Below are 14,185 nucleotides of genomic sequence, written 5' to 3'. Positions count from 1 at the left end.
GCCGCTGCCAGCTAAGCCAGGCCGCTGCCAGCGCGGCAGCTCGGCAGCCAGCTAAGCAGCGCAGCAACCAGACGATCCAGCAGCCCGTCAATGGTTGTGTGGAGTCGGTCCGGATTCGGCGACACGCCCGTCAAAGGTCCGGTTTAGCTCCTTACCCGTGCGTATAGTCGAGTGGCCGGTGCTCTCACTTCCCCCATCGAAAGCCCGCGCTCCGGCTGTTGGACTGGGCGACTATGTCATGTCCGGCGGGGTTCTAAAGGGCCATGATCAGATTTGAGAATGTCACCAAGGTCTACGAGCAGAATGCCCGACCGGCGCTCGACTCTGTCAGCCTTGAGATCAACCGCGGCGAATTCACGTTCCTCGTCGGTGCCTCGGGCTCAGGCAAGTCCACTTTCCTGCGGCTGATACTGAAGGAAGACAAAGCCTCTTCCGGGTCCGTGTATGTGGCTGGACAGAATGTCGCCAACATTTCGAGCTGGCGAGTCCCTAGGCTCCGGCGCGGCATTGGCGTGGTCTTCCAGGATTTCCGACTGCTGCCCCAGAAGAATGTCTTCGCCAACGTGGCCTTCGCGATGCAAGTCATCGGCAAGAGCCGCTCGATCATCCGTGAGACAGTACCCGAAGTCCTGAAGACGGTGGGCTTGGAAGGCAAGGAACGCCGGATGCCTCATGAACTCTCCGGTGGTGAGCAGCAGCGCGTGGCGATCGCCCGCGCCGTCGTGAATCGTCCCGGCATCCTGCTGGCGGACGAGCCGACCGGAAACCTGGACCCCATCACCTCGATGGGAATCATGGGCGTCCTGGACAAAATCAACCAGAATGGCACCACGGTGGTCATGGCCACCCACGACGACGACATCGTCAACGAGATGCGCCGACGCGTGGTGGAACTTAAGAACGGTAAGGTCATCCGCGACGAAGCCAAGGCCCTGTACACATCGATGATTCCTGTGGTGGGGGAGTCGCGCCGTTTGCGTGATGCCAGCGGCGAGGAACTCGACCGGGCTCAGGGGGCGCAGCTGTGAGGCTCCTGTTTATCCTCGGAGAAATCGGCAGTGGCTTGCGCCGTAACCTGTCGATGGTGATTTCCGTAGTATTGGTAACTTTTGTTTCGCTGACGTTCGTCGGTGCTGCGGGCATGCTGCAGATGCAGATCAACCAGATGAAGGGCTACTGGTACGACAAAGTCCAGGTGGCTGTCTTCCTCTGTAACGACGGTTCGACGGCGGTTGGCTGCGCTTCCGGTCCGGCCACGCAGGAACAGCAGGACAACCTGAAGGCCATGCTGGAGTCGCCGGCCGTAAAGCAGTACATCAACGACTTCCAGTTCGAATCACAGGCCGAGGCCTACACGCACTTCAAGGAACAGTTCTCCAACTCGCCAATCGTGGACTCGGTATCCGAAGACCAGTTGCCGGCATCGTTCCGCATCAACATGAAGAACCCAGAGAAGTACCAGATCATCAGCGAGACCTTCTCCTCCCAGCCGGGTGTTGAGACAGTCAGTGACCAAAGACAGGTCCTGGAACGCATCTTCTCGTGGATGAACGGGGCCTCAGTTGCTGCGATTGGCGTGGCTGCGGTGATGATTTTCTGCGCGGTGCTGCTGATTACCACCACCATCCGCCTTTCAGCCTTCAGCCGGCGCCGCGAAACGGGCATCATGCGGCTCGTTGGCGCCTCCAAGATGGTGATCCAACTGCCTTTCATCCTCGAAGGCGTCATAGCCGCGGTTGTTGGAGCCCTGTTGGCATCGGTCACCTTGTGGCTGATGGCTCACTTCTGGCTCAATGGCGACCTGTCCAGGCAGTTCCTTAATACGCCGTTCATATCTTCAGCGCAGGTCCTGGTGATCGCTCCGGTCCTCGTCGCGCTGGGCGCCGGACTGGCTGGTATATCGTCACTATTGACCTTGCGGCGATACCTGAAGGTTTAGCCATGACCATGCCGTTGCACCGAACAACCTTGTTGACAAGCGAAAAGGACTCCTGATGACCACGTTGGACCCGACCTCCCTGCGTCGGCGCCTTGCGTCCGGCCAAGCTCGGATTCTGGGTGCTGTCCTTGCCGTGGGTCTTGCTGTCAGCCTCCTCTCGGGTGCCCCGACCGCGCAGGCCGACAACCTGGATGATCAGCAGGCTGCCTTGGAAGCGGAATCAGCCAGGGTCCAGGCCTCCCTTGAATTCGTTGATGCGAATATCGCGAAGGCTGCCGGTGACCTGGTGATCTACCAGGGCCGCCTCCCGGGTGCCCAGCAGGCGCTGCTGGAAGCACAGGGGCGGGTTGCAAGCGCAGTCAAGGAAGTCGAAGCATTGGCTGCCCGGGTTGAGCTTGCCCAGCAGAACAAGGCGAAGATTACCGAGCAGCTGGAAAGTGATAAGCAGAAAATCACTGACACCAAAAAGCTGATCGGGCAGATTGCGTCACAGGCGTACAAATCAGGTGGCGTGCCAACCAACATTGCCCTTTTGTTCGGGTCCAGTGAATCCGGAAGCCTGACCGAGTCCATGGATTTGGCTGACCAGGCCATGCGCAGCCAAAACGCCGCGATGACCAAACTGACCCAACAGAACGCCACCAACGTGAACTCACAGGCGCGGCTGGTTGCGGTCGAAGAAGAAATCCAGGATCTGAAGGCAAAAGCGGATGCCGCGCTGGAGCGGGAAAAGTCGGCGCGGGATGAGGCTGCCAGCAAGAAAGCCGAAGTCGACAAGCTGATCGAAGACACCACCCGCCTGAACGGCCAACTGCAAGCGGCCAAACCAGGGATCGAAGCCAACCTCGCTCGGGTGAAGTCCGAGCAAGACAGCGTTGCGGCTGAAATCGTGGAGCGGGACCGCAAGTTGCGGGAAGCCTGGGAAGCGGAGCAACGGCGTATCGCTGCGGAGGCCGCTGCTGCTGCCGCCGCGGCTGCGGCAGCACAGGGTAGGCCGGCACCCCCGGAGCAGCCTTATGTTCCGCCCGCTGTGGGATCGCCTTCGGCATTCGGTTTGCGGCACCCGTTCGCCAGCGCAGTACCCATCACGTCGGGTTTCGGGTGGCGTGCAACGCCGCCGGGCACCATCGACTTCTACGGCACGGGTGGTTACATGCACACCGGTATCGACTTCGGTGCGGCGTGCGGTACCCCTGTCTATGCGGCCGCGGCAGGCGAGGTCTTCAACTCCGGTTGGAACTCAGCAGACGGAGGCGGCTGGCGCGTGAAGATTTCCCACGGCGTTGTCCAGGGCAACTCGCTGACCACCATTTACTATCACAACAGCAGCATTGTGGTTGCCAACGGTCAGCAAGTCTCGGCCGGGCAACTCATTGCATACTCGGGAAGCACCGGTAACTCCACTGGTTGCCACGCCCACTTCGAAACCTGGCTTAATGGTTCGGCAGTGGATCCCATGAACCTTCTCTAGGGTGCTGGAGCCCGCCGGGGCTGGCGTACACTAGTTGAAATCCGCATCTATCAAGGAGTTCTACCGTGCCCAAGGAAAGTGGCCGTAAGGTAGTGGCCACCAATCGGAAGGCCCGGCATAACTACCATGTCCTGGACACCTATGAGGCAGGCATTGCCCTCATGGGAACAGAAGTGAAGTCCCTTCGTGAGGGCCATGCCTCAATGGTGGACGGCTTCTGTACCTTCTACAATGACGAACTGTGGATGGAGGGTATCCACATTCCCGAGTACAACCAGGGGAGCTGGACCAACCATGCCGCGCGCCGGCGTCGTAAGCTCCTGCTGCATCGGGAGGAACTGGACAAGATTTCGCAAAAGATCCGTGAGTCCGGCTTCACGGTGGTCCCGCTTCAGCTGTATTTCCTGGACGGGCGGGCCAAGGTGGAAATCGCCCTTGCCCGCGGTAAGAAGGACTACGACAAGCGGCAAACCCTCCGTGAGCAGCAGGACAAGCGTGAATCTCTGCGTGAATTGCGGGAACGCAACCGACGCTAGTCGGCTTCGCGCGTGTCCGGGAATGAAACGGCCGATTAATGCGCTATGCTAAGTAGTCCGACGGGGACCTGAGGGTTCTTGCCGGTTTGGTAACAAAATACGGGGATGATCGGTTTCGACGATGTTAGTCGCGACAGGTGAAGCGGGCCGAGGATGCAGAATTATCTCGTAAACGCTGTCTGCAAACCAATAAGTGCCGAATCTAAGCGCACTGACTTCGCTCTCGCTGCCTAAGCAGTAAGACAGTCCGTCAGCCCGGGGTTGCTATCGCCCCGGATCCTGGCGTCATTTAGATAGCCACTGCTGTTTACCTTCGTCATTGAGGTAAACGGGACTCTTAGATGACTGGGCCCGGATCAGCTACCTGTTTGCAGGATGGCTGGGGCCGAGAAAATCCGACGCAAACTGCGCCCGGAGAAGCCCTGACAAAACGACATCGGACGGGGGTTCAATTCCCCCCATCTCCACCCCTGAAAGCCCTCGGATCCACGTGATCCGGGGGCTTTCTTCGTGCCCGAAACCCCCGTTCACCCACGGCGTACCGCAAACCGGACTAGCCCCCGCACCCCGGTCGTTGTACTGGGTAAGCGCGAAGCCGGACGGGGCGTGCGGATCGCGGTCCGACGCTTGGCAGGAGGCAAGTGATGAGTATGGAGCCTGAGTTTGAACAGCAACTCCCGGACGAGGACGAGGCCTTGGACGCGTATTCGCGGCTCGTCATCAGGGTGGCCGAGTCCGTTACACCGCACGTTGCTGCCATCGAGATGACAAGCACCGGACGTCGTGGTCAGGTCCGTGTGGGAAGCGGATCCGCCGTCGTCTATACCGGCGATGGGTATCTGTTGACGAATGCCCACGTCGTGGCGGGCATCCAGTCGGGCAGGGTCGTCTTCGCCGATGGCAAGCACACAGACGTGGAGCTGGTGGGAGCGGATCCCTTGTCCGACCTGGCCGTGGTCCGTGGGCTGAAGTCGACGCCGCCTCCGGCGCGGTTGGGCAACGCAGACTCTTTGCGTGTGGGACAGTTGGTGATTGCCGTGGGCAATCCTCTCGGTCTGGCGGGTTCCGTGACTGCCGGTGTGGTCAGTGGCTTGGGCCGCTCCATCCCTGTCCGGGCGGGGGAACACCGGAGGGTGATTGAGGATGTCATCCAGACCGACGCTGCCCTGAACCCGGGGAATTCCGGTGGGGCCTTGGCTGATACCAAGGGCCGCATAGTCGGCATCAACACCGCTGTCGCCGGACTTGGGCTCGGGCTGGCTGTCCCCATCAACAGGACGACGCAGAGGATCATTGCCTCGTTGCTGAAGGATGGCCGGGTGCGTCGCGCCTATCTGGGCCTGGTCAGCACTCCGATTCCCCTTGATGCCAGCGCCGTGGTGCGGACGGGTCAGAAAGAGGGACTGCGCGTCGTGGAGGTGATAGCCGGGTCTCCTGCGGAACGGTCCGGTCTCCAGCCAGGAGACCTGGTGCTGCGTGCCCAGGGGCGGGCGGTATCCAGCGCGGAGAGCCTCCAGAAGCTGCTCTTTGAGGAGGCGATTGGCGAGCCATTCCCCCTCACCGTGCTGCGGGAGGGCCGCACTTTCCAACTCATCGCGGTGCCGTCGGAAATGAGCCAGCAGCCGGGGTAGTGCAGCTAGGCCTGGTTCTCGGGTACATCGACGACGCCGACGAAGCGGCTGCCGACACCTTCGTATTCGCTGCGGACTTCGCCGAGGAAAAGCTTCGGCAGCTCGGAGTTCCGGTGCGTGCCGCAAAAGACGAAGGAGAAGTCCGGCCACCACTTCTTGGGCCGGACAGCCTCAGAATAGCCGCACACAGCGCATGTGAGGTGGACCCAGACGGGGCGCTTTCCGGTGCGGTTGGCACGGGACTGCACCAGCCAGGCCGGGGGATTGTCCTGCATCTCGCGAAGGTCTGCCTCGCTAAGGCGGGACGGAATGCCGTGGCGTTGGGCCATTTCCATCGAAATATCCAGGGCCAAGGCGGCGTCACGTCTGCTAATCACCATTCAACGATACGGGACTCCACCGGCGTAGGCTGTGCTCATGACTGACGCAGCCGCTCTGCAACCGAGCACCCCGCTCCAAAAACGTGTGCTGGTGGTGGCAATCGTGGCTTCGTTCATTGCCATTCTTGATGGTTTTGTGGTGAATCTCGCACTTCCTGCCATTGGGCGGGAACTGGGCGGCGGCCTGGTGATCCAGCAATGGGTGGTGGACGCTTATCTCCTGACGTTGGGTGCCCTGATCCTCGTGGCCGGCTCTTTGTCCGACCATTTCGGCCGGGCCAGGATCCTGGAATGGGGTCTGGCGGGTTTCGCGTTGACGTCCGTCATGTGCGGGCTGGCGTGGACCGGGGAAGTGCTTGTGATTTCACGGGCCCTGCAGGGGATTGCCGGGGCGCTCCTGGTGCCGAGTTCGCTGGCGATGATCATCACGTCGTTCTCCGGCCCCGCCCAGTCCAAGGCCATTGGCCAGTGGTCAGGGTGGACCAGCGCGGCTGCGATTGTGGGCCCGCTCATCGGCGGTGTTTCCGTTGACATGCTTTCCTGGCGGGTCATCTTCTTTATCAACGTTGTCCCTGCAGCCCTGATTTGGCCCATGCTGGCAGGCTTGCGCGCAAGTGACGCCGCGCGGGACAAGAGCAAGAAGATCGACTACCTCGGGGCTTTCCTCGCTATGCTCGGCCTGGGTGGCCCCGTGTATGCCTTCATCGAGCAGGGCAGGATGGGCTGGGGGAGCCCGCTGGTGTGGGCTCCGTTGGTGGTTGGTGCGGTGGCCCTGGCGCTGTTCCTCGTCCACGAGGCCAGGTCTGCCCAACCCATGCTGCCCCTCAGGCTTTTCGCCATCCGCAATTTTGGGTGGGGCAATGTGGCTACTTTGGCTATTTATGGCGGGATTTCGCTAGGGTTCTTCGTCCTGGGCATCTATCTCCAGCAGGTGGGTGGCATGGGTGCGACGATGGCCGGCATTGCATTGCTTCCGGGTACGGTCATCCTGATGCTGTGCGCGTCTTATTTTGGCGGCTTGGCAGGCAAATATGGGCCGCGCTGGTTCATGACGGCAGGTCCGTTGTTGTGCGGCGTGGGCTTCCTGATGGCTTTGGCGGTCCAGGAGCCCCTCAATTACTGGACGCAGGTGCTTCCCGGCCAGATTGTCTTCGGTGTGGGTTTGGCAACGCTGGTGGCCCCCCTGACGGCGGCGATACTTGGGGCGGTGCCCACCGAGGAGGCCGGCATAGGTTCGGCCGTCAACAACGCAGTAGCGCGCATTGCCGGGCTGATCACGATCGCTTTCGCCGGGGTGATCGTCGGACCGGTGTTCACCCGGCAGGGCCTCTACAACGCCTTGCTGGTCACCGCGGCCCTTTTCCTTATCGGGGCGGTGGCGTCCGCCGTCGGAATCCGGAATCCGCCGCGTGAAGCGGTGGCTCCCGCTGGAAGCGTAACTGATGTGGCGTCCGACGACGGCGGGCCCGCCAGCCAGCGCAGCTAGCCTGTCGCTTGGCTACTTCAGGGGACTGGGAGGACGCACCCTGGATGGACTCCGGCGCTCTGCACCCAGAGGGCCGATGCGACTTCGTCGGCCAGGTCAAACTCACGGCGGTCCGGTCCGCTGCCGATCTTCACAACCAGTGCCCCGCCGAAGGGCTTGCGCCCCATGACTTCAACGGGGGCGTCCAGCGCGATGTCTTGGGCGGCCAGGTAACGCAGGAGATCGGGGTTTTCGTCGCTGATGCGGGTGATCCTGCCGGCGTGGCCTTGGTCCAGCTCGATCATTTGGTACGCGTGCGGCAATTCCACCGTGCCGTCGGCGGACGGAATTGGGTCGCCGTGCGGATCCCGGACGGGGTGCCCAAGCTTGGCGGACATGCGTTCAATGAAGGTATCGGTTACCGCATGCTCGAGCATTTCGGCTTCGTCGTGGACCTCGTCCCAGCTGTAGCCCAGTTCCTCCACAAGGTAGGTCTCGATGAGTCGGTGCCGGCGGACCATCGATAAGGCAAGGCGCATGCCTTCGGACGTCAGCCGTATGGCGCTGTAGGGCTGGTGGTCCACCAAGCCCTGGTCCTTGAGCTTGCGGACCATTTCCGAGACGGAGGAGTTGGCCACGCCCAGCCTCTGGGCGAGCTGGGAGGAAGTGATCGGCTTGTCCTGCCACTCCGTGTAGGAGTAGATGACCTTGACGTAGTCCTCGATCGAGGAGGATGGCGTACTGGTCTTCACACACCAAGCCTACCGTGGCAGCGCGTCCTGGACCTTGAGTGCACGCCAGGTTTGCGTCACGTAGGGCACGGGGACTGTTTCGCCTGCCGCATGTCCGAGGTGTTCGTGAAGGTACCACTGGAGGTTCGCCATGACTTTCGCCCGGGTGGCCTCGCTGGCGCGGAGGTAGTAGCTGCGTGACTTCGCCAGCTCCATCATGTCCTCCGGGGTAAGGGGATCTTCCCATGACGTCAGCTGGCGCTCCAGGCCATGGAACTCCGGGCCGATGACTGGCCGGAATCCCGGTTTATGGACGTCCCCTGCATGCATGATCCGGGACAGCCGGTGGACCCATGGAATGGACGTGTCCAACTGGTTCCAAATCAGGCCCAGCGTTCCACCTGGTCTGAGAATCCGTGCGATTTCCGTGCTGGCGGGGAGGGGATCGCACCAGTGCCAGGCCTGGGCAACGCTGACGACGTCGAATGCTGAGTCCGTCAGCCCTGTTGCCTCGGCTGTTCCCACCAGTGCGTTGACCTGCGGGTAGCTATTGCGAAGTTGTTCCAGCATGTCCCGGGAAGGATCGACGGCGGCAACCTCCAGGTCCCGCTGGAGGAGCAGGGAAGTGAACTTGCCAGTGCCAGCCCCGATGTCGGCCGCTGTCCGGGCCCCGTGCGGCAGGATCCACTCCAAGGAGTCCATGGGGTATCCGGGGCGCACGCGGTCATAGTGCTCCCCGCCGTCCTGGAAGCTTTGGCCGAGTTCGTGCCTGCGGGTGGCGTGGAGCTTGGGACCCCTCGGTCCTGCTGGTCCGGGAATGCCTGCCGTACTGTTTGCGGCTCCCGGGGACGGCGTGGACACGCGGAGCTCCTTCATAGGGTTGCCAAAAGTTACCCTACGAATTTACCGCAGCCGTGGAACCCTTTGGTGCGCGGATTCCTAGTCCACAGTGCAGGGCGCGGCGCCTGCCGTGCCCGGAGTGTTGGGCGCCCATTCGGGGTAGCTCCGGTGGTCGTTCGCGGGCACCCAGCGGCCTTCGTCCACCACGTAGTCCCAGCCAAGTCCGTTGCGCTTGAGCTCTTCGATGCCTGCCAGCAGCCTGGTGGCGTCCTCCAACCGGGAGCCGACGCCGAAGCTTGCCCGCAGCGAACCTGACGGGAGCCCCAGGCGCTTAAGCAACGGGTGGGCGCAGAAACGGCCATCCCGAAGGCCGACGCCGTGCTCCGCCGCGAGGTAGGCGGCGACCAAACCGGCGTCGAACCCTTCCACGGAGAAGTTGACCACGCCGATGGTGTCTACCGAATCGCTAAAGATTTTGTGGACCGAGACGCCTTCGATCGCCTCCAGGCCTTCAACCAAGTAGGAACGGATGGCCGCCTCATGGTCATGCCATTCCTGCTCATCCAGGCCAGCCAGGACCTGGGTGGCACGGGCCAGGGTTGCCGCTCCCAGGACGTTGGGAGAACCGCCCTCGTGACGGGCCGGGCCGGTGGCCCAGCTGACCGAATCCAACCGGGCTTCACGGACGGCTCCGCCGCCAGCCAGGTGGGGGACACCGGCGTCGAGCCAGTCAGGGCGCCCCACAACGACTCCAGCGCCGAACGGAGCGTAGAGCTTGTGACCGGAGAACACGACATAATCGACGTCTGCTTCAGCGATATTGATGCGGCGGTGTGGTGCAAGCTGCGCGGCGTCCACCACGATCCGTGCGCCGAATTCGTGGGCAAGGGAGGCAAGTTGGGCGATGGGAAGGATTTCACCGGTGACGTTCGAGGCACCCGTGACCGCCAGCAGGCTCACGCCGCCTTGGGCGAGTTCGCTGCGGAGTTTGTCCAAGGTAGCGGCAAGCGTTGGCGCGGCCACGACGCTTCGGTGGGGCACGCCTTGCCAGGGCAGCAGGTTGGCGTGGTGTTCGATGTCCAGGTACAGGACCTCGCCTGCTGCCTGGCCATCAACCACGGGAAGGCATCCGGCCAGCAAGTTCAGGGAGTCCGTCGTGTTTCGGGTGAAAATCACGGAGTCATCAGCCCGCCCGCCAACGAATTCACGCACGATGTTCCGTGAATTCTCGTAGACGGATGTGCTGATTTGCGACGCAAAACCCGCACCGCGGTGGACGCTGGCGTAATAAGGCAGTACTTCGTTGAGGTACGCCGAAACAATGGTCAGGGCCGGTGCTGATGCGCCGTAGTCAAGGTTGGCGTAACGGACGTGGCCGCCCTGGATCAGGGGGGCCTGCAACTCTGCGCCCGTAACAGCGGCCAGCGGCCGTGCTGCTGCTACGGATGCCGTGGTTGCCTCAGCAAAAGACGGAATGGTGTTGGCGTTCAACGTAACGGTGCTCATGGGACCTCACTCAAGAGGGACCCCCACAGGGGGATCCGCGCTTGCCGTATCCGTTCCGGACCGGCCGGGTCGTCACCCGGGGCACCCCACCGCGAATGGAGGGTTGCCGGCCAGCAAACCGGGGTTTAGCGCTGGCACTCGTGACCTGTAAAAAAGGTTAGAGCATACGATCCGGCCCCTCCAAAGCCTGTTGGCTTTGTTAAGCGCATTGTTACGTTGGCGGAAAAAGTCGCTGTTAGGCGAAGAAAAAACGGCGGACAGCCCCAAAAGGGGCCATCCGCCGTCGAAAATTTCGTCAGTTTCCAGACTGTGCCGGAGTCGCGCTCAGCTTAGAGGAGGTCGTCCAGGCCTGGGTTCAGCCGTTTGAGGACTTCCGAATGCAGGATGGAATTGGTGGCCAATGCGTTGCCACCGAACGGGCCGTCTTCGCCTTCCAACGACGTGAAGCGTCCACCGGCTTCAGTGACGATGGGCACCAGGGCTGCCATGTCGTAGAGATTCAGCTCAGGTTCGCATGCAATGTCCACGGCGCCCTCGGCGACCAGGCAGTAGGACCAAAAATCCCCGTAAGCCCGAGTACGCCAGATGTCCTCGGTGAGTCCCATGAATTCATCCAGGTTGCCGCGTTCCTTCCACCCGGACAGGCTCGAATAGGACATTGAGGCGTCGGCCAACCGGGAGACGTTGGAAACTTTCAGGCGTGTGGCGGAGGCGAGGGAGCGGCCCATGTAGGCACCCATGTCCTTGGCTGCCCACCACCGTTTGCCCAGTGCGGGGGCGCTCACTACGCCCACCACAGGTTCGCCTTCATCGACGAGCGCGATCAACGTTGCCCAGACAGGAACACCGCGAACGAAGTTCTTGGTGCCATCGATGGGGTCGATGATCCAACGACGCGAGCCGTGTCCGCTGCTGCCGAACTCCTCGCCCAGGACGGCGTCGCGGGGCCGGGAACGGGACAACTGGCCGCGAATCGCTTCCTCGGCGGCCTTGTCCGCATCTGTGACGGGCGTGAGGTCCGGCTTGGTTTCGATCTGCAGGTCCAGCGCCTTAAAGCGATCCATGGTCTGGGCATCTACTGAGTCGGCGAGGACGTGGGCGAGGCGCAGGTCATCGTTGTAGGTGGAAACGGGATGGGTCATGCCACCAAACTATCCTGAATCAATCGCTGCAGTGGGGACGTGAAGCCGCAACGATCAGTTGACGGTCCCCAATTCCTTGGCCTCTTTTGCTTCAAGCCTGGGATCAGCACCGAGCAAGCGACGCAGCGAGGCAAGGCGGGCAACGCCTGACGGCCCGGCGTGCCCTTCGTTTACCCACGCGTCCAGGCCGCAGTTGATGGCGGTGGCGTCATGCTTGCAGCCGCGTTCGCAGGCTTCCGTGCCGGGCTCCAGGTCGGGGAAGGAACGCAGGATCCGGTCCGGATCCACGTGGGCCAAACCGAAGGAGCGGATACCGGGTGTATCGATGATCCAGCTTCCCGAGGGGGCATCGTCGAGTTTGAGGGCCAGCGCCGATGACGAGGTGTGCCTGCCGCGGCCCGTCACGGCATTCACGCCGCCGGTGGCGCGTTCGGCTCCCGTGAGGGCGTTGACCATGGTGGACTTGCCCACGCCTGAATGGCCGAGCATCACAGTTACCTTTCCGCCAAGGTGGGAGCGGAGCTGCGCGACGGCGTCCCGATCGAGCCGGGCGGATAAGCCATCGTCGGAGCGGGCGTCAATACCGCCTGCCTCTGAGTCGGCTGTCCGGCTGATGATCACGGGAAAGTCCAGGCTGAGGTAGTTCGCAAGCAATTCCGCCGGGTCCTTGACGTCCGCCTTGGTGATGAGCAGCAACGGCTCGATGCCGGCGTCGTACGCTGCCACCAGGGCGCGGTCGATGAAGCCGGTCCGGGGTTCGGGGTTTGCCGCCGCCACAACCACCACGAGTTGATCGGCATTGGCCACTACGACGCGTTCAATCGGATCGGTATCGTCAGCGCTGCGGCGCAGGAGGGTCCTGCGTTCCTCCACGCGGACGAGGCGGGCAAGGGTATCCGGGGATCCGGAGACGTCGCCCACTAAGGCGACGAAGTCACCCGGGACCACGGGATTACGCCGCAATTCACGGGCCCGTGCCGCGATGACCAGGCGCTCGTTGTCGGAGTCTTCCCCGACAATTGCCCTGTACCGGCCCCGGTCTACGGTGATGATGCGGCCAATGACGGCGTCATCGTGGCTTGGGCGGTCTTTGGTCCTGGGCCGTGACCCTTTTTTGTTGGGACGGATACGGACGTCGGACTCATCCCAGGAGCGTGCGTCGCGGGCCATGGTCAGTTGCCGGCCTCTTCCGCGCCCGCAGATTCGAGCATCCGCACCCACATGTCCGGGAACTCCGGCATGGTCTTCGAGGTGGTGGCGATGTCTTCCACCTTGACGCCTTCGACGGCGAGGCCAAGGATCGCTCCGGCTGTGGCCATGCGGTGGTCTGCGTAGCTGTGCACCACGCCGGCATGCAGGGCGGCTGGCCGGATAACCAGGCCGTCGGCCGTTTCCTCAGCGTCACCGCCCAGCCTGTTGATCTCGGCCACCAAGGCAGCGAGCCGATCAGTTTCGTGGCCACGAAGGTGGGCGATGCCAGTGAGCCGCGAGGGGCTGGCTGCCAGTGCGCAAAGCGCGGCAACGGTGGGTGCGAGTTCGCTGGTCTCGTCGAAGTCCGCGCCCTTGATCTCTTGCCCGCCGGTTACCGTGAGGGTCCCGTCCTGAAGACTGACTTCCGCTCCCATCGTGGCGAGGATGCTCCGCCACATGTCGCCTACCTGGGTGGTGCCGGATGGCCAATTGGGAATTCTGACGGTTCCCTTGGTAGCCAACGCGGCTGCCAGGAAGGGGCCGGCGTTGGAAAGGTCCTGCTCAATCCGCTGGTCGAAGGCGTTGATGGGGCCGGGGGAGACCCGCCAATGGTTGGGCACCGAATCGTCCACGGAGACCCCTACGCTGCGGAGGGTGGCCACGGTCATTGAGATGTGGTCGAGGCTCGGAACAGGCTTGCCGACGTGCTCCAGGTGAAGACCCTCGGTGAATCGGGCACCCACCAGCAGCAAGGCGGACACGAATTGCGACGAAGCGCTGGCATCGATCACCAGGTGGCCGCCCCGCACCTCGCCGGTACCCTCCACGGTGAACGGAAGGGCCGACGGCGTCCTGCCGCCTTCAGCTGCGACCGGAACCCCCAGCGCAACCAGTGCTTCGATGATGGTGCCCATGGGCCGGTTGCGTGCGTGCGGGTCGCCGTCGAACACGGTAGCCCCGCGGCGCAACGCCGCGAGCGGCGGAACAAAACGCATCACCGTTCCAGCCAGCCCGCAATCGATCGCAGTTTCTGCGCTGGTGGCCAGGGGATCCAACGGCGTGATCAAAAGATCGGGTCCGTAGTCGCCGTCACCGGGTTCTTCGGTGACCGTAGCGCCAAGCTGCCGGAGCGCCTGGATCATGAGGGCAGAGTCGCGGGAATGCAGGGGAGCCCGCAGGCGCGACGGGCCGTCCGCCAAAGCCGCCAGCACCAGGTAACGGTTGGTCAGGGACTTCGAACCCGGTACCGTCACCGACGCATTCACCGGCCCCCGGGCGTACGGGGCGGACCACAGCGGAAGCTCGGTCCTGGTTGCTGTTGGATCGTTGTTGGCGGGGGTGGTACCTGTCATG

General features: G+C 62.8%; 13 protein-coding genes, 1 other RNA gene and 1 riboswitch. Of the genes, 7 read left to right on the top strand and 7 right to left on the bottom strand.

The genetic code is table 11. The features are described from left to right. Nucleotides 1–263: 263 nt before the first annotated feature. The 6 genes from ftsE to J2Y68_RS14930 all read left to right on the top strand — a co-directional run bounded on the left by ftsE (nucleotide 264) and on the right by J2Y68_RS14930 (nucleotide 5,577). Entirely contained in the window at nucleotides 264–1,028 is a 765-nt protein-coding gene (gene ftsE, locus J2Y68_RS14955) for a cell division ATP-binding protein FtsE (protein ID WP_309994541.1), read from the top strand. Beyond that, nucleotides 1,025–1,939 carry a permease-like cell division protein FtsX gene (gene ftsX / locus J2Y68_RS14950; RefSeq protein ID WP_309994540.1) on the top strand — a complete coding sequence of 305 codons (915 nt, stop codon included), beginning with the start codon at nucleotides 1,025–1,027 and terminating at the stop codon, nucleotides 1,937–1,939. The genes ftsE and ftsX overlap by 4 nt, the downstream gene beginning before the upstream one ends. A gap of 55 nt (nucleotides 1,940–1,994) precedes the next feature. After that, the gene (locus J2Y68_RS14945; protein ID WP_309994539.1) at nucleotides 1,995–3,410 is read left to right on the top strand and encodes a peptidoglycan DD-metalloendopeptidase family protein; all 1,416 of its coding nucleotides are present in this window, start codon (nucleotides 1,995–1,997) and stop codon (nucleotides 3,408–3,410) included. A gap of 65 nt (nucleotides 3,411–3,475) precedes the next feature. Next, on the top strand, nucleotides 3,476–3,946 hold the full coding sequence (smpB, locus tag J2Y68_RS14940; protein WP_211711499.1) for an SsrA-binding protein SmpB: 471 nt from the start codon (nucleotides 3,476–3,478) through the stop codon (nucleotides 3,944–3,946). A 101-nt stretch (nucleotides 3,947–4,047) separates the two neighbouring features. Next, nucleotides 4,048–4,416, top strand: a transfer-messenger RNA (tmRNA) gene (gene ssrA / locus J2Y68_RS14935). Between the two features lie 180 nt (nucleotides 4,417–4,596). Further along, on the top strand, nucleotides 4,597–5,577 hold the full coding sequence (locus tag J2Y68_RS14930; RefSeq protein WP_397335157.1) for a S1C family serine protease: 981 nt from the start codon (nucleotides 4,597–4,599) through the stop codon (nucleotides 5,575–5,577). 5 nt (nucleotides 5,578–5,582) lie between these two features. On the opposite strand, the gene J2Y68_RS14925 is transcribed toward J2Y68_RS14930, so the two are convergent. Continuing rightward, the gene (locus J2Y68_RS14925; RefSeq protein ID WP_309994536.1) at nucleotides 5,583–5,957 is read right to left on the bottom strand and encodes a hypothetical protein; all 375 of its coding nucleotides are present in this window, start codon (nucleotides 5,955–5,957) and stop codon (nucleotides 5,583–5,585) included. 31 nt (nucleotides 5,958–5,988) lie between these two features. Here J2Y68_RS14925 and J2Y68_RS14920 point away from each other — a divergent pair, with 31 nt between their 5' ends. Further along, nucleotides 5,989–7,443, top strand: a complete 1,455-nt coding sequence (locus tag J2Y68_RS14920) for an MFS transporter (protein WP_397335143.1) — start codon at nucleotides 5,989–5,991, stop codon at nucleotides 7,441–7,443. Nucleotides 7,444–7,460: 17 nt separating this feature from the next. Here J2Y68_RS14920 and J2Y68_RS14915 read toward each other — a convergent pair whose 3' ends face one another. The 6 genes from J2Y68_RS14915 to aroA form a co-directional block, all read right to left on the bottom strand. After that, nucleotides 7,461–8,174: a metal-dependent transcriptional regulator gene (locus J2Y68_RS14915; RefSeq protein ID WP_309994533.1), complete on the bottom strand. Its 714-nt coding sequence runs from the start codon at nucleotides 8,172–8,174 to the stop codon at nucleotides 7,461–7,463. Nucleotides 8,175–8,183: 9 nt separating this feature from the next. Then, on the bottom strand, nucleotides 8,184–9,029 hold the full coding sequence (locus J2Y68_RS14910; protein WP_309994531.1) for a class I SAM-dependent methyltransferase: 846 nt from the start codon (nucleotides 9,027–9,029) through the stop codon (nucleotides 8,184–8,186). Nucleotides 9,030–9,092: 63 nt separating this feature from the next. After that, a complete protein-coding gene (locus tag J2Y68_RS14905; protein ID WP_309994529.1) occupies nucleotides 9,093–10,499 on the bottom strand; it encodes an aminotransferase class V-fold PLP-dependent enzyme in 1,407 nt (468 codons plus the stop codon). Nucleotides 10,500–10,531: 32 nt separating this feature from the next. Continuing rightward, a riboswitch (SAM riboswitch) is annotated at nucleotides 10,532–10,645 on the bottom strand. A 183-nt stretch (nucleotides 10,646–10,828) separates the two neighbouring features. Next, entirely contained in the window at nucleotides 10,829–11,641 is an 813-nt protein-coding gene (gene hisN / locus J2Y68_RS14900) for a histidinol-phosphatase (protein WP_211711505.1), read from the bottom strand. A gap of 54 nt (nucleotides 11,642–11,695) precedes the next feature. After that, the gene (rsgA, locus tag J2Y68_RS14895; RefSeq protein ID WP_211711506.1) at nucleotides 11,696–12,811 is read right to left on the bottom strand and encodes a ribosome small subunit-dependent GTPase A; all 1,116 of its coding nucleotides are present in this window, start codon (nucleotides 12,809–12,811) and stop codon (nucleotides 11,696–11,698) included. Nucleotides 12,812–12,813: 2 nt separating this feature from the next. Beyond that, nucleotides 12,814–14,184: a 3-phosphoshikimate 1-carboxyvinyltransferase gene (aroA, locus tag J2Y68_RS14890; protein ID WP_309994528.1), complete on the bottom strand. Its 1,371-nt coding sequence runs from the start codon at nucleotides 14,182–14,184 to the stop codon at nucleotides 12,814–12,816. Nucleotide 14,185: the final 1 nt, after the last annotated feature.

The organism is Paenarthrobacter nitroguajacolicus (assembly GCF_031455195.1).
GTDB lineage: Bacteria > Actinomycetota > Actinomycetes > Actinomycetales > Micrococcaceae > Arthrobacter > Arthrobacter nitroguajacolicus_D.
Note: the sequence above shows the minus strand (reverse complement) of the source record. Positions and strands in the feature narration are given on the sequence as shown.

Bases quoted from the DNA above. Each gene is read 5' to 3' on its own strand.
- ftsE (WP_309994541.1), top strand. From the start codon at position 264: ATGATCAGATTTGAGAATGTCACCAAGGTCTACGAGCAGAATGCCCGA.
- J2Y68_RS14945 (WP_309994539.1), top strand. From the start codon at position 1,995: ATGACCACGTTGGACCCGACCTCCCTGCGTCGGCGCCTTGCGTCCGGC.
- J2Y68_RS14930 (WP_397335157.1), top strand. From the start codon at position 4,597: ATGGAGCCTGAGTTTGAACAGCAACTCCCGGACGAGGACGAGGCCTTG.
- J2Y68_RS14925 (WP_309994536.1), bottom strand. From the start codon at position 5,957: ATGGTGATTAGCAGACGTGACGCCGCCTTGGCCCTGGATATTTCGATG.
- J2Y68_RS14910 (WP_309994531.1), bottom strand. From the start codon at position 9,029: ATGAAGGAGCTCCGCGTGTCCACGCCGTCCCCGGGAGCCGCAAACAGT.
- J2Y68_RS14905 (WP_309994529.1), bottom strand. From the start codon at position 10,499: ATGAGCACCGTTACGTTGAACGCCAACACCATTCCGTCTTTTGCTGAG.
- hisN (WP_211711505.1), bottom strand. From the start codon at position 11,641: ATGACCCATCCCGTTTCCACCTACAACGATGACCTGCGCCTCGCCCAC.
- rsgA (WP_211711506.1), bottom strand. From the start codon at position 12,811: ATGGCCCGCGACGCACGCTCCTGGGATGAGTCCGACGTCCGTATCCGT.
- aroA (WP_309994528.1), bottom strand. From the start codon at position 14,184: ATGACAGGTACCACCCCCGCCAACAACGATCCAACAGCAACCAGGACC.